The sequence below is a fragment of the Fictibacillus sp. WQ 8-8 genome, assembly GCF_024494405.1.
In the GTDB taxonomy this organism is placed as follows: domain Bacteria; phylum Bacillota; class Bacilli; order Bacillales; family Fictibacillaceae; genus Fictibacillus_C; species Fictibacillus_C marinisediminis.
On record NZ_JAMXKG010000016.1, the window covers coordinates 1 to 21115 of the forward strand.

At 44.0% G+C, this 21115-nt stretch carries 21 protein-coding genes, 2 tRNA genes and 3 rRNA genes; 22 read left to right on the plus strand and 4 right to left on the minus strand.

The annotated features are described in order from the left end of the window. The 12 genes from M1K46_RS21720 to tsaD form a co-directional block, all read left to right on the plus strand. A 23S ribosomal RNA gene (locus M1K46_RS21720) occupies positions 1–100 on the plus strand; the annotation flags it as partial. A 206-nt stretch (positions 101–306) separates the two neighbouring features. Further along, positions 307–422, plus strand: a 5S ribosomal RNA gene (gene rrf / locus M1K46_RS21725). Positions 423–803: 381 nt separating this feature from the next. Further along, positions 804–919: ribosomal RNA gene (rrf, locus tag M1K46_RS21730) — 5S ribosomal RNA — on the plus strand. 739 nt (positions 920–1658) lie between these two features. Continuing rightward, the gene (locus M1K46_RS21735) at positions 1659–2801 is read left to right on the plus strand and encodes a trans-sulfuration enzyme family protein (RefSeq protein WP_256227679.1); all 1143 of its coding nucleotides are present in this window, start codon (positions 1659–1661) and stop codon (positions 2799–2801) included. A 101-nt stretch (positions 2802–2902) separates the two neighbouring features. Beyond that, a complete protein-coding gene (locus M1K46_RS21740) occupies positions 2903–4285 on the plus strand; it encodes an amino acid permease (protein WP_256227680.1) in 1383 nt (460 codons plus the stop codon). Between the two features lie 149 nt (positions 4286–4434). Beyond that, positions 4435–4511, plus strand: a tRNA-Met gene (locus M1K46_RS21745). A 35-nt stretch (positions 4512–4546) separates the two neighbouring features. Then, a tRNA-Asp gene (locus M1K46_RS21750) sits at positions 4547–4622 on the plus strand. Between the two features lie 224 nt (positions 4623–4846). After that, positions 4847–5830: a thiamine-phosphate kinase gene (gene thiL / locus M1K46_RS21755; protein WP_256227681.1), complete on the plus strand. Its 984-nt coding sequence runs from the start codon at positions 4847–4849 to the stop codon at positions 5828–5830. Positions 5831–5839: 9 nt separating this feature from the next. Beyond that, a complete protein-coding gene (gene tsaE, locus M1K46_RS21760) occupies positions 5840–6295 on the plus strand; it encodes a tRNA (adenosine(37)-N6)-threonylcarbamoyltransferase complex ATPase subunit type 1 TsaE (RefSeq protein ID WP_053356079.1) in 456 nt (151 codons plus the stop codon). Next, on the plus strand, positions 6292–6984 hold the full coding sequence (tsaB, locus tag M1K46_RS21765; RefSeq protein WP_256227682.1) for a tRNA (adenosine(37)-N6)-threonylcarbamoyltransferase complex dimerization subunit type 1 TsaB: 693 nt from the start codon (positions 6292–6294) through the stop codon (positions 6982–6984). Before tsaE ends, tsaB begins: the two co-directional genes overlap by 4 nt. Before the next feature lie 9 nt (positions 6985–6993). Further along, positions 6994–7443 (plus strand): ribosomal protein S18-alanine N-acetyltransferase, encoded by a 450-nt coding sequence (gene rimI / locus M1K46_RS21770; protein ID WP_062239995.1) that lies wholly within the window; start codon positions 6994–6996, stop codon positions 7441–7443. Continuing rightward, positions 7443–8459, plus strand: a complete 1017-nt coding sequence (gene tsaD / locus M1K46_RS21775) for a tRNA (adenosine(37)-N6)-threonylcarbamoyltransferase complex transferase subunit TsaD (protein ID WP_256227683.1) — start codon at positions 7443–7445, stop codon at positions 8457–8459. The genes rimI and tsaD overlap by 1 nt, the downstream gene beginning before the upstream one ends. A gap of 305 nt (positions 8460–8764) precedes the next feature. Here the strand turns inward: tsaD and M1K46_RS21780 are convergent, their stop codons facing one another. Next, positions 8765–10702: an ABC-F family ATP-binding cassette domain-containing protein gene (locus M1K46_RS21780; protein ID WP_256227684.1), complete on the minus strand. Its 1938-nt coding sequence runs from the start codon at positions 10700–10702 to the stop codon at positions 8765–8767. Positions 10703–10932: 230 nt separating this feature from the next. On the opposite strand from M1K46_RS21780, the gene moaC reads away from it, so the two are divergent. From moaC to M1K46_RS21810, 6 genes are all read left to right on the plus strand, one after another. Continuing rightward, positions 10933–11421 (plus strand): cyclic pyranopterin monophosphate synthase MoaC, encoded by a 489-nt coding sequence (moaC, locus tag M1K46_RS21785; protein WP_062239988.1) that lies wholly within the window; start codon positions 10933–10935, stop codon positions 11419–11421. 49 nt (positions 11422–11470) lie between these two features. Next, complete coding sequence (locus M1K46_RS21790; protein ID WP_256227685.1) at positions 11471–12118, plus strand: redox-sensing transcriptional repressor Rex; 648 nt, start codon at positions 11471–11473, stop codon at positions 12116–12118. Between the two features lie 33 nt (positions 12119–12151). Continuing rightward, the gene (locus M1K46_RS21795) at positions 12152–12343 is read left to right on the plus strand and encodes a twin-arginine translocase TatA/TatE family subunit (protein WP_053356072.1); all 192 of its coding nucleotides are present in this window, start codon (positions 12152–12154) and stop codon (positions 12341–12343) included. 17 nt (positions 12344–12360) lie between these two features. Next, positions 12361–13131 carry a twin-arginine translocase subunit TatC gene (gene tatC, locus M1K46_RS21800; RefSeq protein WP_062239979.1) on the plus strand — a complete coding sequence of 257 codons (771 nt, stop codon included), beginning with the start codon at positions 12361–12363 and terminating at the stop codon, positions 13129–13131. 36 nt (positions 13132–13167) lie between these two features. Continuing rightward, entirely contained in the window at positions 13168–14301 is a 1134-nt protein-coding gene (gene solA / locus M1K46_RS21805) for an N-methyl-L-tryptophan oxidase (protein ID WP_256227686.1), read from the plus strand. Positions 14302–14419: 118 nt separating this feature from the next. Beyond that, the gene (locus M1K46_RS21810) at positions 14420–14656 is read left to right on the plus strand and encodes a hypothetical protein (RefSeq protein WP_256227687.1); all 237 of its coding nucleotides are present in this window, start codon (positions 14420–14422) and stop codon (positions 14654–14656) included. Positions 14657–14827: 171 nt separating this feature from the next. On the opposite strand, the gene M1K46_RS21815 is transcribed toward M1K46_RS21810, so the two are convergent. Beyond that, on the minus strand, positions 14828–15028 hold the full coding sequence (locus M1K46_RS21815) for a DUF4305 domain-containing protein (protein ID WP_256227688.1): 201 nt from the start codon (positions 15026–15028) through the stop codon (positions 14828–14830). Further along, on the minus strand, positions 15028–15741 hold the full coding sequence (locus tag M1K46_RS21820) for a CPBP family intramembrane glutamic endopeptidase (RefSeq protein ID WP_053356068.1): 714 nt from the start codon (positions 15739–15741) through the stop codon (positions 15028–15030). The genes M1K46_RS21815 and M1K46_RS21820 overlap by 1 nt, the downstream gene beginning before the upstream one ends. A gap of 247 nt (positions 15742–15988) precedes the next feature. On the opposite strand from M1K46_RS21820, the gene groES reads away from it, so the two are divergent. Further along, positions 15989–16273 (plus strand): co-chaperone GroES, encoded by a 285-nt coding sequence (gene groES / locus M1K46_RS21825; protein ID WP_053356067.1) that lies wholly within the window; start codon positions 15989–15991, stop codon positions 16271–16273. Positions 16274–16372: 99 nt separating this feature from the next. Further along, positions 16373–18013 carry a chaperonin GroEL gene (gene groL, locus M1K46_RS21830; protein WP_053356066.1) on the plus strand — a complete coding sequence of 547 codons (1641 nt, stop codon included), beginning with the start codon at positions 16373–16375 and terminating at the stop codon, positions 18011–18013. Between the two features lie 271 nt (positions 18014–18284). Here the strand turns inward: groL and M1K46_RS21835 are convergent, their stop codons facing one another. Next, positions 18285–19196: an AraC family transcriptional regulator gene (locus M1K46_RS21835; RefSeq protein WP_256227689.1), complete on the minus strand. Its 912-nt coding sequence runs from the start codon at positions 19194–19196 to the stop codon at positions 18285–18287. Between the two features lie 170 nt (positions 19197–19366). Between M1K46_RS21835 and M1K46_RS21840 the strand changes: the two genes are divergently transcribed. Together M1K46_RS21840 and M1K46_RS21845 are read left to right on the plus strand one after the other, a co-directional pair. Then, entirely contained in the window at positions 19367–19630 is a 264-nt protein-coding gene (locus M1K46_RS21840) for an Atu4866 domain-containing protein (RefSeq protein ID WP_191566418.1), read from the plus strand. A gap of 129 nt (positions 19631–19759) precedes the next feature. Further along, positions 19760–20494 carry an SDR family oxidoreductase gene (locus tag M1K46_RS21845; protein WP_256227690.1) on the plus strand — a complete coding sequence of 245 codons (735 nt, stop codon included), beginning with the start codon at positions 19760–19762 and terminating at the stop codon, positions 20492–20494. Positions 20495–21115: the final 621 nt, after the last annotated feature.

Here is a 21115-nt window from a genome sequence, read left to right on the forward strand (position 1 = left end):
TGAGTAAGACCCCTTAGAGATGATGAGGTTGATAGGTCTGGTGTGGAAGCGTGGTGACACGTGGAGCTGACAGATACTAATCGGTCGAGGGCTTATCCTTATTAACAAAAGCGGTATGAACCGTTTAAATCCGACAAGCGTTGGAGATCCTGACAAGAACACGTTTTTGGTGTTCGTAGGAGGGATTGAAACGACCTCGAGGATATGGTTCATGGAGCTGGACGTTAGCATCAGTGAAAGTTTGGATGGAAAGTTATCTAGTTTTGAGGGAATATACCTCAAAATAGGTTGAAAAACCTACATATGTCTGGTGGCGATAGCGAAGAGGTCACACCCGTTCCCATACCGAACACGGAAGTTAAGCTCTTCAGCGCCGATGGTAGTTGGGGGCTTCCCCCTGTAAGAGTAGGACGTTGCCAGGCATGAACGAGCACTGTTGGATTGATTCCAGCGGTGCTTTTTTGTATGTTCTTTTATGAAAATGACGTGATAGGCAAGTAAACCTTGTCGAATCGCAAGTAACGGGTGTAAAATCGCAAGTAAACTCTGTCGAACCGCAAGTAAACGAGCCAAATCCGCAAGTAAACCCACCAAATCCGCAAGTAACGCTCCCGGACAACAAAGCAGAACCTTCAAAACCGTATCCATTAGCCACATAAAGGTGATTTTCAAAGAGAAAACGAAAAAATAAAGCCTATACAAACTAATTACTTATTTTATTTTTCATAAAACCATCGAGGGATCAACCAAATAAGGTGGTTTGCATATCGCCGCCTGGGTCGTGCTCGGAGCAAGGGATATTCAGTGGTGGCGATAGCGAAGAGGTCACACCCGTTCCCATACCGAACACGGAAGTTAAGCTCTTCAGCGCCGATGGTAGTTGGGGGCTTCCCCCTGTAAGAGTAGGACGTTGCCAGGCATGAACGAAGCACTGTTGGATTGATTCCAGCGGTGCTTTTTTGTATGTTCTTTTATGAAAATGACGTGATAGGCAAGTAAACCTTGTCGAACCGCAAGTAACGGGTGTGAAATCGCAAGTAAACGCTGTCGAACCGCAAGTAAACGAGCCAAATCCGCAAGTAAACCCACCAAATCCGCAAGTAACGCTCTCGGACAACAAAGTAGAACCTTCAAAACCTTATCCATTAGCCACAAAAAGATGATTTTCAAAGAGAAAACGAAAAAATAAAGCCTATACAAACTAATTACTTATTTTATTTTTCATAAAACCATCGAGGGATCAACCAAATAAGTATGAAAATGACGTGATAGGCAAGTAAATCTTGTCGAATCGCAAGTAACGGGTATGAAATCGCAAGTAAACGCTGTCGAACCGCAAGTAAACGAGCCAAAGCCGCAAGTAAACCAACCAAACCCGCAAGTAACGATCCAAATCGCCCATGGAAAGATCGCCTAAATTACCCTCATCTGACCTCGAACCCTCCTTGAACCCTCATATATACATCAAAAAGAAGCCACCCCATAGGGGGAACCCCAGAAAATCTATAAAAACAAACCCTAATAAGTTCTTTTTCTTCAATAAACCCCTTTCCACACACCAGCCAACGCAGTATCTCTGCAATTTATTAAAAACACACATAACTCTTCTACAGCAGATATGGTATGATAGGTGAAATTATGGCTGAAGAGGTGTTAGCATGGAGGATAAAAAGTTTGATACAAAAGCTGTTCATTTTAGTACAATCCGGGAGTCGGAAGTGGCAAGCAAGGTACAGCCTATTTACCAAACCACTGCCTATTCATTTAAAGACCTGGATGACATTGAAGATTATTTCAGAGGAAACAAGCCGTACTTGTATTCACGGGTGGATAATCCGAACAATGATGATATAGCTACGGGAGTGGCACGGCTGGAGGGAGCACCATCAGGAGCAGCGACGTCTTCTGGACTCTCAGCGATTTTATGTGCGGTGCTTGCAGTTGCGCAAAGCGGAGATCATATTGTTGCCTGTGATGATCTATATGGCGGTACATACCATCTGTTTGCTTCAGAATTGAAGACGTTTGGCATTGAAGTCACGTTTGCCCCTTTTGCGGATCAGCAGTCCATACAAGAAGCCATACAGCCCAATACAAAGATCTTATACTCTGAATCCATTACTAATCCATTGCTTAGAGTAGAGGACATTCACGGGATAGCAGAGCTGGCCAAGAAAAATAAAGTCATCTCGATGATTGATAATACATTTGCTACTCCATACCTTCTTCAGCCGTATGTGCAGGGTGTGAACGTAGTCATACATAGTGCGACAAAATATATTGCAGGACATAGTGATGTAACAGCGGGAATCATTGCAGGGGATCAGGACATTGTCCAAAAAGCCAAAGAAAAGATGGCGAACCTTGGATGTAATCTCGGACCTTTTGATGCGTGGCTGGCGGCCAGAGGATTAAAGACTTTGAGCGTAAGAATGGAACGGCAAGTGAAGAACGCAGCTTGGTTAGCAGAGGTTTTGAAGGAACATCCAGCCATTAAAAAGGTATATTATCCTGAGTCGGTCAGCATGCAAGGCAACGGAGCGATTGTTACTGCTGAGCTGAGTGATGATGCCGATATTGAAGGGTTTTTCCGCCACTTATCATGGGTTAAAATCGTTGCAACGCTGGCAGGTGTGGAGACGAGTGTATCCTATCCGCTAGGGACTTCTCATCGAGCCATGCCGGACGAGCTTATAAAAAGACTGGGGATTACGAAACATGTAGTAAGGATTTCGGTTGGCATTGAAGATAAGGGGGACATTACCGAAGTCTTCCAAAACGCCCTTAATCATGCGCTGTAAGGGAATTTATGGTAAATTATCAGATTTGTCGAATTTGTGAGAATGTGCTAGAATAGCTATGAAAGCGCTTTACAAAGACAGCAAGGAGGACAACAAGATATATGAAGCAACAACAAGAATTACACCGTGGATTGGAATCAAGACATATCACATTAATGTCACTTGGTGCCGCAATTGGTGTTGGGTTATTTTTGGGTTCTGCTAATGCTATAAAGCTTGCTGGTCCTGCTATACTCGTTGCCTATACGATTGCGGGCGCCGTCATGTTTTTGATTATGAGAGCCCTTGGAGAAATGGCGATTCATAATCCTGTAGCCGGCTCATTCAGCCGATACGCAAAAGATCACCTTGGACCGCTTTCAGGGTATATCACCGGCTGGAACTACTGGTTTTTATGGGTGGTTACCTGTATGGCCGAAATTACAGCTGTCGGAATCTATATGGAAAAATGGTTTCCAGATGTACCGACATGGATATGGGCACTAGCTGCATTGGTTATTATGGCTTCTGTCAACTTAATCACCGCAAAAGCCTATGGAGAATTTGAATTTTGGTTTGCTTTAATTAAGATTGTCGCTATTATCGTTTTGATTGTTACAGGTCTAGGCATTATTATATTCGGTTTTGGGAATCACGGAATTGCTACAGGGATCAGCAACCTCTGGAATCATGGAGGATTTGCTCCTCATGGAGTTAAAGGTATTTTAATGTCCATGCAGATGGTCATGTTCGCCTTCTTGGGCATTGAGATGATTGGTGTCACGGCTGGAGAAGTTAAAAACCCGAAAAAGGTACTTGCCCGTGCAATTGACACTGTGTTTTGGAGAATTTTACTATTCTACGTGGGTGCACTTTTTGTTATCATGTCCATCTACCCGTGGAATGAAATTGGTACTACTGGAAGCCCATTTGTTTTGACCTTTGATAAAATCGGTATTGCCCAAGCCGCTGGAATCATCAACTTTGTTGTTTTGACAGCAGCCCTTTCCAGCTGTAACAGCGGTATTTTCAGCACAGGACGCATGCTGTTCAATCTGGCTGAGCAGGAGCAGGCGCCGGCCGGCATGAAAAAAATCAGCCGCACCGGTGTTCCGTCAAAGGCAATCCTTGTATCTTCAGGAGTCCTATTGATCGGGGTTATTCTGAATTATCTCTTCCCGGGATCTAAAGTGTTTGTATGGATTACAAGTATCTCTACATTCGGAGCAATATGGACTTGGGGAACCATTCTCTTGTCCCAGATGAAGTTCAGAAAGTCGTTATCACCGCAAGAACTTAAAGAATTGAAGTACAAAACACCACTGTGGCCTTATGGATCTTATATTGCTTTAGCCTTTTTGCTGATGGTGGTAGGAATCATGGGGTACTTTAAAGAAACACGAATCGCTCTTATCGTTGGACCGATCTGGATTTTAGGACTAGTTGCTTTTTATTATGGAAAAGGTCTTAATAAAAAGGATAATAAAGACGAGAAAGTGGCATAATAATTTTAAGTTGCACGTCAGTAAAAATTTACTGGCGTGCAATTATACAAAAGGGGTTGTGTGATTTCAAAATTCATGATATATTAATTATTGTCGACTCAGACATAAATAAGTTCGGATGAAAAAGTCAGCCGAATACATCATATCATCGCGGGGTGGAGCAGTCTGGTAGCTCGTTGGGCTCATAACCCAAAGGTCGCAGGTTCAAATCCTGTCCCCGCAACCAATTTAATTTATCTACTCCATGAGTAAATGATAAATGGACCCGTGGTGTAGTGGTTAACATGCCTGCCTGTCACGCAGGAGATCGCCGGTTCGACCCCGGTCGGGTCCGCCATTACTTTTAAAACGTAAACGAAACAATTTGTTTCGTGTTTTTTTATGTAAAAATAGGTTTTTTTCATAAAATAAGATAAACTAATAAAAGACACATAACCCTTAGGATCATTCGATGCCTAAGGCTTTTTTGTAAAAAAAGCACAGGGATTTTAAATAGGATAGGGTATAAAATCAAAAGGCTTTTTTGTTAAAAACGACCGTGAAAGTGGAAGGGTACATACGATGAAAGATGAATTTGAGTGGATTAAAACGATTAGTCCGGCCAGCCATAAACAGTCATCGCTTATACAAGGAATTGGGGATGACGCGGCTCTCATAAAAGGTTCAGAGCTTGATCAGATTGTATGCCTTGATACGATGGTGGAGGGCGTTCATTTCACGCAAAGCACATTGACTCCGTTTCATGTCGGCCATAAAGCGCTTGCCGCCAACATTAGCGATATTGCTGCAATGGGTGGTATACCTCTCTTTTACTTGGTTTCCATTTCTATTCCGCCTTCATGGGAGGAAGGGAAGCTGTCCCAGATCTACAAGGGGATGGCTGCACTTGCTGAAGAATATGATATGGATCTGATCGGCGGCGATACCGTTTCTACGAAAGGTCCTCTTGTTTTATCTGTGACCGTATTGGGCCAGGTAGAGCAAGGAAGGAAGCTTTTGAGAAGCAACGCTGAACCTGATGATGTTGTTTTTGTATCAGGCCCGGTCGGAGATTCAGCGGGTGGATTGTCCCTGCTTTTAGAACGGTCTCACCAAGGTGAATTCAGCACAGAGGAAGCTCTCCTTGTCAAAGAGCATCAGCTCCCTTTGCCGCATGTGGGGGCAGGGAGGATCTTGGCGAAGTCCAATAGTCGAGTGGCGCTGAACGATATCAGTGATGGCGTGGCCAGCGAAGCAAATGAGATCGCAGAAGCGAGCGGTGTTTCGATCACACTTTTTCATGATAAACTTCCAAAAAGTGCAGCCATCCAGTACTATCCCAGCAAGATGCAGGACGAATGGATGCTGTTTGGCGGAGAAGATTACAAATTGATCGGGACGATGTCTCCGGATGCCTTTCCTGAAGTGCAGGCGGCTTGCGAAAAAGCCGGGATTTGTTTAACGGTGATCGGACGGGTAACAAAAGGGACGCCCGGTGTGCTGCTGGACAAAGGAACTTCGGTTGAAAAACTGTCGAAAGCGGGATATAACCATTTTTCTGATTGAGGTGCAAGTATGGAACAACTTTTAATAACAACAGCCTCTCCTGAAGAAACGAGTGAGCTTGCTGAGAAGCTTGGAACCTTGCTTGGGCCGGGGGATGTGCTTACTCTTGAAGGAGATCTTGGTGCAGGTAAAACGACATTCACAAAAGGTCTTGCCAAGGGTCTGGGTGTAAAGCGGGTGGTCAATTCACCGACATTCACCATCATTAAAGAATATAAGGGGCGTCTGCCTTTTTATCATATGGATGTATATCGTTTGGAAGACAGCGATGAAGATTTGGGATTTGAGGAATATTTTGAAGGTGAAGGAGTAACGGTGGTGGAATGGGCACAGTTCATTGCTGACCGGCTTCCGGAAGACCGGCTGAATATTGAGATCCGCCGCACGGGAGACGAAAAAAGGGAATTGAAATTTCACCCTGCAGGCGAACGATTTATTACGATATGTAAGGAGTTAGGAAAATGAAGGCCTTAGCCATAGATACATCGAACCTCGTCATGGGTATTGCTGTGGTTGATGGAGAGAAAGTCATTGGGGATTATACGACGAACTTGAAAAAGAATCACTCCATCCGGGTTATGCCGGCGATTCATGATTTATTGAAGGAAATGAATATGAAGCCAGCCGATCTGGACCGGATCATTACGGCGAAAGGGCCGGGATCGTATACAGGAGTAAGAATCGGGGTAACAATCGCGAAAACGCTGGCCTGGGCGCTGAAAAAGGAGCTCGCAGGTGTTTCCAGTCTTGAGGTCTTGGCTCAGAACGGAAAATACTTCAATGGCTATGTCTGCCCGTTGTTTGACGCCAGGAGGACCCAGCTATATACAGGCTTGTATGGCTGTGAAAAAGGCAGCTTTCAAGCGGTAAAAGAGGACCGGCTTGCATTGAGGACCAATTGGCTTGAAGAATTGAAACGCCTGGAGAAACCGGTTCTGTTTTTGGGAAACGATTTAGAGCTGCATAAAGAAAGTATTCTAGAAGAGCTCGGTGATCAAGCGGTGTTCGGTACGTCAGCTGATCATAACCCGCGCCCGTCTGAACTGGCACGAATCGGCATGGGGAAGGAACCAGAATCTGTCCATCATTTTGTTCCCAGCTACCTTCAGCTTGCAGAAGCAGAAGTGAATTGGCTGGCGGCACAGAAGAAGTAGGTGCAGACCATGGAGGAGACATACACATACAGGTTGGCGACGGTCAATGACCTGCAGGATATCATTGAAATCGAACACGCTTCCTTTACTCTGCCTTGGACACAGGAAGCTTTTTATAATGAGATTGTCCATAATCAGTTTGCCTACTACCTTTTACTAGAGACGGATGGGAAAATTGTCGGGTACTGCGGTGTTTGGGTCATTATAGATGATGCCCATATTACAAATGTGGCGATCCGCCCTGAATACAGAGGCAAGAAGCTTGGGGAAGCAATCATGAAGCAGGCGATGATACTGGCGAAGCGTTATGGTTCAGCAAGGCTCAGCCTTGAAGTCAGGGTCAGCAACTATGTAGCACAAAATTTATACCGCAAGCTTGGTTTTCAGGATGGCGGTATCAGAAAAAATTATTACAGCGATAATGGGGAAGACGCTTTAGTGATGTGGGTGATGCTTTGATGAAACAGGATGAAATTATACTGGCGATTGAAACGAGCTGTGATGAAACAGCGGTCGCGCTCGTGAAAAATGGAACAGAAATTATGGCAAACGTAGTCGCTTCACAAATTGAAAGCCATAAGCGTTTTGGCGGAGTCGTGCCTGAAGTGGCATCACGCCATCATGTTGAACAGATTACAGTAGTGATGGAAGAAGCGCTTCAGAATGCGGGAATTACAATGGAAGACGTGACGGCGGTTGCCGTTACAGAGGGACCAGGACTCGTGGGGGCGCTTTTGATCGGTGTGAATGCAGCGAAAGCCTTGGCATTTGCCCATGGTCTTCCGCTCGTACCGGTTCATCATATCGCCGGGCATATCTATGCCAACCGGCTGATCACTGAGATGGAGTTCCCGCTGCTTGCTCTTGTTGTTTCCGGGGGCCATACTGAGCTTGTTCTGATGAAGGAGCATGGCTCGTTTGAAGTGATCGGTGAGACGAGAGATGACGCAGCTGGAGAGGCCTATGACAAAGTAGCGCGTACCTTGAACCTTCCCTATCCGGGAGGACCGCACATTGATCGGCTCGCGCAGGATGGAGAACCCGTCCTTAACCTGCCCCGTGCCTGGCTGGAAGCAGACTCTTATGATTTTAGCTTCAGCGGCTTAAAGTCAGCTGTTATCAATACCGTCCACAATGCGGCGCAGCGCGGAGAGATCATTAAGCCTGAAGATCTGGCGGCGAGCTTTCAGGCATCGGTCATTGATGTGCTTGTAGAAAAAACCGCACGTGCTGCGCGTGAGCATCATGTGAAACAGGTGCTCTTAGCAGGCGGTGTAGCAGCGAATAAAGGATTAAGAGCGGCGCTGGAAGCTAAGTTCAGCGATCTTCCCTATGAGCTCATTATTCCTCCGCTCAACTTATGCACAGATAATGCTGCTATGATCGCAGCAGCCGGCAGTATTGCCTATCAAAAAGGAAAAAGAGCAGACTGGGCACTCAATGGTGTACCAGGTCTCGATTTAGAGGCACAATAACGTAAGAATCCCTTCTACATGTGAGAAGGGATTTTTTTGTTGAGGCATTTTGGTGCTTTAGTGAGATGTGGACAAAGTTATCCACAAGACAGAGGATAATGTGAATAAATGAAAAAAAAGCAATAAAACTGCTTTCTATGCCTGTGCATAAAATAATGTGGATAACATTTTATGAAACTGTGGATAATGTGTATAACTATGTTGATGAAAGAGTTATTATCTATAAAAGCTGTGCATAACCTTGTGGATACTGTGAATTATCGCAAAATAAAAACAACGGTGCCTGGCACCGCTGTTGTGAATCATTATTCTTCTTCGAGCTGGAGCAGTTCCCATTCTTCCATAAGATGCTCAGTTTCTGCTTTGATCTGTTCGATCTTTTCATTATGTTCCTGCGTTTTCTCATAATCCTGGTAAACGGCGGGATCACATAACGCTTCTTCATGAACAGCCTGCTCGGTTTCAAGCTTCTCCAAGAGGGTCTCTATTTCTTCAATTCTCCTCTGCCGCTTTCGGTCCTCGCGTTTAGCCGCCTTGTCCTGTTTATACGCTCCGGCTGAGGCGGGTTCATCCGCTTGCGGGGAGGAAGGGAGACTTTTGTTTTTTAGTTCTTCACGTTCTCGCGTCTCGGTTTTTTTCGCAATATAATAATCATAGTCACCGAGATAATTTGTAATTTTCGTCCGTGAAAGCTCAGCGACCTTGGTGGCAATCCGATTGATGAAATAACGGTCATGAGAAACGAAAACTATAGTACCGGGAAAATTGATGAGTGCCTGTTCAAGAACTTCTTTGCTGTCGAGATCCAGATGGTTTGTCGGTTCGTCCAATAACAGCAGGTTGGCTTTTTGCATCATCAGTTTAGCCAGAGCAAGCCGGGCTTTTTGGCCGCCGCTCAGCTCATTGACATACTTGAGTACGTCATCCCCGCTGAACAGAAAGTTGCCTAGAACGGTTCGGATTTCTTTTTCCGTTTTGTCCGGATACTCGTCCCAGAGTTCGTTCAGCAATGTTTTATTGGAGCTGAGGTTCGCCTGCTCTTGTTCATAATGGCCGATCTTCACATTGGCGCCGTAAGCGATGTTTCCTTCCAATAAAGGCAGCTGTTTTAAGATGGCCTTTAAAAGAGTGGACTTTCCGATGCCGTTCGGCCCGACTAGCGCGACGCTGTCCTGGCGGGAAACATGATAGTCAATGTTAGTGATGAGCGGCACACCGTCCTCATAACCGGTAGCGACCTGTTCAAGCTTTAATACGTCATTGCCGCTTTGGCGTTCTATATCGAACAAGAAGGAAGCGGACTTTTCATCACCAAGCGGCTTGTCCATGACTTCCATTTTCTCAAGCTGCTTTCTGCGGCTCTGTGCACGTTTAGTGGTAGAGGCCCGGACGAGGTTTTTTTGAACAAAATCCTGAAGCTTGGCGATCTCATCCTGCTGCTTCTCATAGGCTTTCATATCCAGTGCAAGGCGTTCTGCTTTTTGTTCCAGATACTGCGTGTAGTTGCCTTTAAACTTGGAAGAGCGATGGCGGGAGATCTCATAGACCGTCGTCACGATTTTATCCAGGAAGTAGCGGTCATGCGAGACGAGCAGGATCGCGCCGGGATAGGACTGCAAATATTGCTCAAGCCATGAGAGTGTTTCAATGTCCAGGTGGTTGGTCGGCTCGTCCAGTATTAAAAGGTCTGGCTTTGTAAGGAGCAGTTTAGCCAGCGCAAGGCGTGTTTTCTGCCCTCCGCTTAATGTCTGCACGGGAGTTGACGGGTCAAACCCGCTGAATTGAAAGCCGTGAAGTACCGTGCGGATGTCCGATTCGTATTGATAGCCGCCCGCTTCCCTGAACTGAATCTGCAGTTCATCATACTCTTTTAGCAGTTTATTGTAGGCTGCTTCATCTGCGGTCAGCGCAGGTTCGCCCATTCGGCTCTCCATGCTGCGCAGCTGCTTTTCCATCTTCCGAAGCGGCTCGAACACGCTGATCATCTCATCCCAGATGGACAGTTCGGACTCAAGGCCAGTGTCCTGGGCTAGATAACCGGCTCGGACGCCTTTTGGCATGATCAGCTGTCCTGAATCGTAGGACATGTCACCGGTAATGATTTTTAAAAGCGTGGATTTGCCTGCTCCATTTCTTCCGACAAGCGCGATTCTGTCGCGGGTTTGGACTTCCAGCTTAATATTCGATAAAATAGGGTCAGCCCCAAATGATTTTGTTAAGTCATTCACTTGCAAAATAATCAATGTATAGTCACCTCAAATTCCTATCGACGAATAACAAGGTTCACAGACTGAATGCGATATGAGATGCTGCTCGATTAGCCTGTATTGCTGAATTCTGTCTACTCTTAGTGTAGCTTACATAAGCGAAGCGGAGCAACTAATCAATGTTCAACATTTCGTTAGAATTAAAGTGCAAATCATCCGCCATAGATTTCAAAGATAGTGTATATTCTAGGAAGAAGGAGAAGGTTATGGAATCTTTTACGCATTTTAACGAACAAGGAAGAGCAAAAATGGTAGACATCTCCGAAAAGGATGCGACGGTCCGTACAGCTGCAGCCAGAAGCTCAATCGCTGTTAACAAGGAAATCTACACAAAAATATCAGAAGGCTCGTTTCGTAAAGGCGATGTCCTTGCCGTTGCGCAGGTCGCAGGCATTATGGCAGCGAAAAAAACATCCGACTGGATTCCAATGTGCCATCCTCTGTCCCTGACGGGTGTAGATATTACGTTTCAATGGGAAGAAGAAAATAAAGAACAGTACAGGCTGCATATTGAAGCAGCCGTGAAAACAAAAGGCAATACCGGTGTTGAAATGGAAGCTTTGACTGCAGCGAGTGCCGCAGCGTTAACCGTTTATGACATGTGCAAGGCCGTGGATAAGGGAATGATCATTGGACCAACCTTTTTGCAGAGCAAAACCGGCGGAAAAAACGGGGATTTTCAACGTACCACTTAAAAAATATGGTAAACTGTAGATAAGCTTTCTGATAGTGGAGGGCTCTAATATGAATCAGGAACAGATAAAAATACCGCAGGCAACTGCCAAGAGGCTTCCGCTTTATTACCGTTTTCTGAAAAACCTTTCCATTTCAGGAAAGCAGCGGGTATCTTCTGCAGAGCTTAGCGAAGCAGTAAAAGTAGACTCAGCAACGATCAGAAGGGATTTTTCCTACTTCGGTGCTCTCGGGAAAAAGGGTTACGGCTACAACGTAAACTATTTATTATCTTTTTTCCGGAAAACGCTTAACCAGGATGAAGTAACAAAGGTTGCTTTGATTGGCGTTGGAAATTTAGGGACCGCTTTCCTGCACTATAACTTTATAAAAAACAATAATACAGTCATCCAGGTCGCTTTTGACGTGGATCCGGCCAAGGTAGGAAAAGAAGTAGCTGGAGTTCCGATCCATTCTATTGACAACATAGTAGCGGAGCTTCAGGAAAGTGATGTAGAAGTCGCCATCCTGACCGTTCCAGTGGGCTCTGCCCAGTTTATTGCCGACCAGCTCGTTCGGGCTGGGATCAAAGGCATCTTGAACTTTACACCTGCGCGCCTGACACTGCCGGCCGAGATCAGGGTGCATCATATTGATTTAGCAGTGGAATTGCAGTCTTTGATTTATTTTATGAAACATTACCCATCAGTTGATTTTTAGATTTTCCATTTTGCAGTAAAGGAGGTGTCTGGAATGATTGGAGCAGGTAGTGCAGTGTTTATCGCCGCGGCCGCATTAGTCGTATTTGGACCGAAAAAGCTTCCGGAACTTGGACGGGCAGCAGGAAAAACGTTAAGAGAATTTAAAAATGCGACACAGGGACTCATGGATGATCATGATAACGACAAGAAAGAAAAAGAGTCTCTCCAAAACGAACAGAAGTAGCAGTTAGGATGAACAAAATGACAGATAAAAACATGCCGGTCTACGACCATTTGGGTGAATTAAGAAACCGTATCGTCATTACGGCCGTTTTCTTTTTTCTCTTTATGGTTGTGGGTCTCTTTTTTGCCAAGCCCGTCATTGTTTATTTGCAAAGTGACAATGTAGCAAAAGACATCCAGATGAACGCGTTTAATCTTACCGATCCTCTGAAGGTATATATAGATTTTGCTTTTATTATTGCGCTTTTGCTTTCCCTGCCGGTGGCGCTCTATCAAATATGGGCTTTTATCAGCCCCGGTCTTTTTGAAAATGAAAGAAAAGTAACACTCTCTTACATTCCGATTTCCTTTCTGCTGTTTGCAGCCGGACTGAGCTTCGGCTACTTCATTCTGTTTCCGCTCGTCGTTCATTTCATGTCGAACATTGCGAATTCGCTGAATGTCGAAGGGGAATATGGGATTAACGAGTATTTTTCATTTTTGTTCAGTTTAATACTGCCGTTTGGTTTGTTGTTTCAGTTTCCGGTCCTTGTCATGTTCTTAACAAGGCTTGGGCTTGTTACTCCTCATTTTTTACGAAAGATCAGGAGATTCGCTTATTTTGGAATTATCGTTGTGGCAGGTCTGATCAGTCCTCCAGAGCTGATTTCACACTTGACCATCACCGTTCCGCTCATCATTCTGTATGAGATCAGTATTTTAATTTCGGCCAATGCCTATAAAAAGCGGCTGAAAGCAGAAGAAGAGGCTATGCTTGATCTTGAATTGGAAAAGACACATCTCGATTAATGAGGTGTGTTTTTTTATAGATGGAGGTAATAAATCATGCACTATGATGTTATTGTCATTGGAGCCGGTTCTATGGGAATGGCGGCAGGATCTTTTTTATCGAAGAGCGGAAAAAGAACCTTATTGTTAGATTCATATGATCCACCGCACAACAAAGGCAGCCACCACGGGGATACAAGAATGATAAGGTATGCGTACGCAGAGGGAGAAGAGTATGTTCCGTTCGTTCTGAAAGCACGGGAGTTGTGGAGAGACCTGGAGAAAGAGACAGGCAAAGAGCTGTTTCTTCAAACAGGCGTCTTGAATGCCGGGGATCATCAATCCGAATTCGTTCAGAATATTATCTCCAGTTCAAAGACTTATTCTCTGCCTCTTGAAGTGTTGTCTTCGCATGAAGTGAACGAGCGGTGGCTGGGAATGACATTGCCTGAAAACTATATAGGATGCTATGAGCCAACGTCCGGAGTGCTAAAATGCGAGGAATGTATCGAAGCTTATCGAGAGCTTGCAGAAAAGTATGGAGCAGAGGTTCTAACCAATCAGAAGGTTAAAGAACTGTATATCCACGGCAAGAAAGTAACTGTTAGGACGGAGGAACAGACATTTTCTTCAGATGCCCTGGTAGTTTCGGCAGGAGCGTGGTCTGGGCCACTCCTTGCCAAGCTAAAGCTGAATCTTCCTCTTAAACCGGTGAGAAAAACATTTGCCTGGTTCGATGCCCATGAAGAACTTTATAACTCTCAATCCTTTCCAGCCTTTGCTGTAGATACACCTCAAGGTCTTTATTATGGCTTTCCAAGCATCAACGGTTCGGGGCTAAAGACGGGGCGGCATGATGGAGGCGATCGAATCAATCCGGATGAGCCATTAGCTCTTTTTGGTGAACAAGAGGAAGATGAATCCGATCTTGCTGGTTTTTTGAACCGCTATATGCCAAAAGGCGGGTCGTTGAAATTCGGTAAAACCTGTATTTACACTATGACGCCAGATGAAAAATTCATCATCGATTTACATCCGAACCATTCTAACGTGGCCATTGCCTCAGGCTTTTCAGGACATGGTTTTAAATTCAGCTCTGCAGTAGGCCAGGTTTTAAGCGAATTAATCATAGCGGGAAAGAGTGAACAAGATATTTCTTCATTCTCCATCCGCCGATTTGAAAAAGAGTAAATAAAAAAGGGGCTGTCCTGAAAGTCGAAAATTGACCTTCAGCAGCTCCTTTTTGGCTTGAAAATCTTCAATGAAAAGTTGATTGAAGTGGAAGGTGCGAGACTCCTGCGGGACTAGCGTGACAGGTGAGACTCCCGCAGGCGCTAGCGCCAAGAGGCTCACCGCACGCCCCGCGGAAAGCGAGCACCCAGGAACGGAAATCAACAGCTTACAGACTTCTTGGACAGCCCCTTTATTGCTATTTAATGTATTTTTTGATGTGGCGGTCAAGCCTGTAGTACTTGATCGCATTGGCAAAGTCAAAGGTGGCCACATTTTTGTGGATTTTTTTGAAAATGATGTGTTGTGTGAGTAAAGTCTCTGTTTTCGTGAGTAAAGCTTGTCGAACTGGAAGTAAATCACGCCAAACCGTGAGTAAAGCATGAAAAACGGTGAGTAATTCGTGTCGAACCAATAGTAACAGCCGCAAAGATCCCTGAACCGCACAAAAAACCCGGCTCAGACACACTGTCCAGCCGGGTTTTGTTTATTTCTTATACTTTTTAATGTGGCGATGCAATCGGAAGTACTTGATCGCATTGGCAAAATCAAAGGTCGCCACAAGCATGGTGATCAGGGTCCAAATCCCGGTGACGCCGTATTCATTGGAATAATGAATGGCGAGCCAGGTGAAAAGGATGCCCATGACAGTATATAAACCGCTCATAAAAAATGGTGATGTTCTCATTAGAAAAGTCCCCCAATAATCATCTGCATTTTCTCCGCTTTATCCTGCAAGTCATTGATCTTATCAGCAAAAACCACCTGTACGAGCATGACGAGGGTATTCATGGAGACATGGGCGACAATGGGAACGAGCAAGCGTTTTGTCCGTACATACAGGAATGCAAATACAAATCCCATGGCTGTATAAACGAGCAGATGGGTGAAATCAAAGTGTACCGCTGCGAAAATCAGTGAGCTGATAAGCGCTGCGATCACAAAGTTAAACCGTTTATACAGGCTCCCGAAAATAATTTTTCGGAAAATGATCTCTTCCAGGATCGGACCCGCAATGGAGGTCACAACCATAAAGTAAGGAGTGAGTTTCGCAATCTTAACGAGCATTTGAGTATTTTCAGAGCCTGGCTTAATGCCAAGCAGTTTTATTTCAATAAGTCCGGCAATAATCTGCGCCCCATAAGCCATGAAGATTCCGAGAATGGCCCAGCCGACAGCGGATGAACGGGATACGCGTCCTCCTCGTAAAGACGGGTCTTTCATATCGGGAATGAGGAGAAGAAGAACAATTAAGAGAGCAGCGAGAAAGCTGATGGTTCCCCAAAGTCCGGCCCAGTGATCCCTTGGAATGCCAAGAGAGTTCAAGAGGGGGTAACCGACATAGCCTGACAGCTGCATCAGTACATAAGTGAGTACAATCCATAAGTAACGCTTCGTCAATGTATATTACTCCTTTAGTTAGGTTCGGTATGGTCATGTCTTCAGCATTCCCATGTATCTCCCTATTCTAACATAGATTGCTTGAAAACATGGCATGGGACCCCCTTCATAAATTTTTCTTAAAACCATCAGGTCTATACTTGCAAAGTGGAAAAAAATTATTTATTATAGGAAATGGAGTTAGCACTCGTTAAATCAGAGTGCTAATAAATTTAAACTTTCTATTATTTTGAGGAGGGTGTTTCACTTGTTAAAGCCACTAGGTGATCGTATTGTGATTGAGCTTGTAGAAGGTGAAGAAAAGACTGCAAGCGGAATCGTTTTACCAGACTCTGCAAAGGAAAAGCCGCAAGAAGGCAAAGTTGTTGCAGTAGGTACAGGCCGCGTAACTGAGCAAGGAGAACGCGTAGCGCTAGAAGTCTCTGAGGGAGATTCTATCATCTTTTCAAAATACGCAGGAACAGAAGTGAAGTATCAAGGTAAAGAGTACCTTATTCTTCGTGAAACAGACGTTTTAGCTGTAATCGGCTAATTCTAACCATTAACAGATAAGCTACATAGACAGCTTTATGAAAGCTGCATCGATAGCTTTTAAATTTACGAACTTTAAAATTATGGGAGGGTTTTACACATGGCTAAAGACATTAAGTTCAGTGAAGACGCTCGTCGCGCAATGCTTCGCGGTGTAGATGCACTTGCAAACGCAGTAAAAGTAACGCTTGGACCAAAAGGACGCAACGTCGTTCTTGAAAAGAAATTCGGTTCACCTCTTATCACGAATGATGGTGTAACGATCGCGAAAGAAATCGAACTTGAAGATGCTTTCGAAAACATGGGTGCTAAATTGGTTGCCGAAGTAGCAAGCAAAACCAACGATGTTGCCGGTGACGGAACTACAACAGCGACTGTTCTTGCTCAAGCCATGATCCGTGAAGGATTGAAAAACGTAACTTCCGGCGCTAACCCAATGGTTCTTCGCAAAGGAATCGAAAAAGCTACAGCAGTAGCCGTTCAAGAACTTCAAAAGATCTCCAAGCCGATCGAAGGCAAAGAGTCTATCGCTCAAGTTGCTGCCATCTCAGCAGCTGACGATGAAGTAGGCCAATTGATCGCTGAAGCTATGGAGCGCGTTGGAAACGACGGCGTTATCACAATCGAAGAATCTAAAGGATTCACTACTGAGCTTGAAGTGGTTGAAGGTATGCAGTTCGACCGTGGATATGCATCTCCATACATGGTAACCAACTCTGACAAAATGGAAGCGGTTCTTGAGAATCCTTACATCTTGATCACAGACAAAAAGATCACAAACATTCAGGAAATCCTTCCTGTATTAGAGCAAGTGGTTCAACAAGGCAAGCCATTATTGCTTGTTGCTGAAGATGTTGAAGGTGAAGCTCTTGCTACATTGGTAGTAAACAAACTTCGCGGAACATTCAACGCAGTTGCTGTTAAAGCTCCTGGCTTCGGTGACCGCCGTAAAGCTATGCTTGAAGACATCGCGATCCTTACTGGCGGTGAAGTGATCACTGAAGAGCTAGGACTTGACCTTAAGTCTGCGAACATCAGCCAACTCGGAACAGCTTCTAAAGTTGTTGTAACGAAAGAAAACACAACAATCGTTGAAGGTGCTGGCGAGTCTGACAAAATTGCAGGCCGCGTAACACAAATCCGTTCTCAATTAGAAGAAACTACTTCTGAGTTCGATAAAGAAAAACTTCAAGAGCGTTTGGCTAAACTAGCAGGCGGAGTAGCCGTTATCAAAGTTGGTGCAGCTACAGAAACTGAGCTGAAAGAGCGCAAACTTCGCATTGAAGATGCCCTAAACTCTACTCGTGCAGCAGTAGAAGAAGGAATCGTATCCGGTGGTGGTACAGCATTAGTGAACGTTGTTCGTGCACTTACAGCTGTTGAAACTTCCGGTGACGAAGCAACTGGTGTGAAAATCGTTCTTCGCGCATTGGAAGAGCCAGTTCGCCAAATCGCACACAACGCTGGTCTTGAAGGATCTGTAGTTGTTGAACGCTTGAAAAACGAAGAAATCGGAATCGGATTCAACGCTGCTACTGGCGAATGGGTAAACATGTTCGAATCCGGTATCGTTGACCCAACGAAAGTAACTCGTTCTGCACTTCAAAACGCAGCATCCGTATCAGCTATGTTCCTAACGACAGAAGCTGTTATCGCTGACAAACCAGAAGAAAACGCTGGCGGCGCAGGCATGCCTGACATGGGCGGCATGGGCATGGGCGGAATGGGCGGCATGATGTAAACGCCATTAAACCTTGATATATAGAGGTTTTTAAGTGAATAAAAGATAAATGCTCATACTTTTGCTCCTAGTGAGTAAAAGTATGAGCATTTTTTTAACTAAAAACAAATTTAATAGAGAAGGTCTTTCATTGGTTTATGAACTGGTGGGAGGCCTTTTCTTCTTTGTTGATGGTGTATGAGCATAAACATCATAGTTATATTAATGCTGTATGTCCTAAACTCTCCTGAATCTCTCCTACACCTGCTTCAATCGAAAGGGACAAGTGAAGTTAAGATTCACGAAGGCGTTTTATATCGCTTATTGGGGGCAGACCGAACATTCGAGAATATTCACGACTGAATTGAGAAGGACTCTCATAACCAACTTGGAATCCGGCATTTGCAGCGTCTGCTACCTCAGAAAGCAGGAGGCGACGAGCCTCTTGTAACCTTAATTGTTTTTGATATTGCAAAGGACTTAATCTCGTAACTTGTTTAAAATGATGATGCAGTGATGAAGAACTCATGTTTGCGGTCAAAGCTAGTTCTTCAATGCGTAAAGGCTTAGCAAAATCTTGCTTTATCAGATGAATCACTTTGGCGATACGCTGCGCATGACTTCCGATCATTGCTATCTGTTTTACAGAATCACCTTGTTCATCTTGTAGAATTCGGTAAAGAATTTCACGGATCACTAAAGGTGCGAGTAAGGGAATATCCTCTGGCGTATCTAAAAGACGAACAAGTCTCAATACGGCATCAAGCAGAAGTGAATTCATTTTACTTACAAACAAGCCTGGTTGGGAATCTCCCTTTTTGCTTGTTGTTTGATTAGATTCCTTAATAATGTCGAAGATTTGCTTCGGATCAAAATCTAATCGAAGACACAAATACGGGGACTCTGAGGTCGCCTGGATTATTTCTCCTGAAATTGGCAGATTCACAGACACAACGAGATAATGAGCAGGATCATATTGATAGCCATCCTGTGCCAGCATAACTAGTTTTGTTCCTTGGGCGACGATACATAAGGCTGGCTCATGGATTGAATGTATTGGTTCTGATTTATGAGAAGCACGAATGAAATGCAATGAAGAAATAGCAGTAGAGTGAACCCCATCGTCATAACAAAATCGTTCAATGTGTCCCGCTAATTCCTTTTGCTGCTCCATGACTCTATTATCCATCCTTTTTTCTTCCATCATAACGACTCCTTTCTTTGATTTGAGAATACTTGCGAAAAAGTATGACCTCTCTAATATTGGATAGCCCAATTTTATAAAAATTTAGAGGATTAGGCAATGATTTACTGCGAATTGGCTACCTTATAAAGTCCCGATTACGGGATAATTATGCAAAAGGGGGGAACGAAATGGCGAAACAAACAAGCAAAGAACAACATTCATATATCGGTATGTGGGTCACGAAAGACGGGTACATCCGTCATGAACTCCTGCCTAACAGCCGTTATGATGAGGCTCGAGGCAACAGAAAAAGTGCTTATCAAGGCAGTTACACAATTACAGGCAATCATATCGATTATGTGGATGATACTGGTTTTACTGCAGATGGTGATTTTCGAAATGGAATTCTCTATCATGCAGGAATGATTCTCCATCGAGAAGAAAAAAAGTAACTCGAAATTCTAAAAATGCGAATTGGCCTTTGAAATAACCGGAGGCCATAAAGGTTAATTCGTATATGCAAAGAAAAGGTTGCTTTTGTATTCTTGAGAAAAAGTGTAAAAATCTAAGGGGGAAAAAACATGTCTAACATTGCAGGAAAAGTAGTAGTAATTACGGGGGCAAGCAGCGGTATCGGTGAAGCTACTGCACGTCTTCTTGCTCAAAGCGGTGCCAGTGTTGTATTAGGTGCAAGACGCACGGAAAAACTAGAGGCTCTTACATCCGCAATTCGTTCAGAAGGTGGCTCAGCCGATTATAGGATACTGGATGTTACCAAAAGGGATCAAATGGAAGAACTCATCAACTATGTGAAAAACACATTTGGACAAGTTGATGTGATTGTGAATAACGCAGGTGTGATGCCCCTCTCAAAACTTGAAGCTCTAAAGGTTGACGAATGGGATCGTATGATCGACGTGAATATTCGCGGCGTTCTTCATGGCATTGCAGCAGGGCTTCCGATTATGAAAGAACAAGGATTTGGTCAATTCATTAATATCTCCTCAATTGGCGGACACACCGTTTCTCCTACTGCGGCTGTATATTGCGCCACTAAATTCGCTGTCCGGGCTATATCTGAAGGGCTTCGTATGGAGGTTGGAGATGATATCCGCGTAACCATCGTCTCACCGGGGGTAACCGAATCTGAACTCGCTGATAGTATTTCGGATGAAGAAGCTAGTCAGGTGATGAAAGAGTATCGGAAGATTGCGATTTCACCAGACAGTATTGCTCGTACGATCCTATTTGCGATTGAGCAACCTGCGGACGTTGATGTAAACGAGATCATTGTAAGACCAACAGCTGCCAATTAAAGCTTGAAATACCGTATTGAAAGATTTATGGAAGATAACAAAAATTATCAGTCCTATTTATGATATTTACTTTTTTATCAAGGTTTATAGAGTTAATTTAATCAAACTTTATTTCAAAGATATTAATAAAGTCTGACGAAACCGTGCTACTTATAATGATGTGTTATTTCATGTTTATTCCAATAATATGCACAAATAATAAAACGTAAAAAATAAAGTCTAAAAGCTGATTATTGTGGAAAAGGGTAAGGAAAAGTACCCTACCCAATCCATCATAAAATGCTCATAATTATGCTCATAGTTTTTTTTCCTTCTGTTTTAAATTATTATAAGTGTAAGATGAAAACCCTATAATATCATTGATTTTATAAATTTATTTTCTTTTATTATTTTATTAAATGAATGGGCGGCATGATGTAAGGCTTTTAAGCCAAACATCGGAGGAATAGCTAAGGCTATTTCTCCGCTCTATTCTACCTATGTCATGCACTTCTTATGAAGTAGTAATGGAAATAACTTATATGGAAAGCAATAACCACTTCCTCTAAAATAAGGGAGTGGTTTTTTGTGTTGTTAAAATTTGCGTATCAAGACTTTTTGGATGACAGTCGATTTAAAATT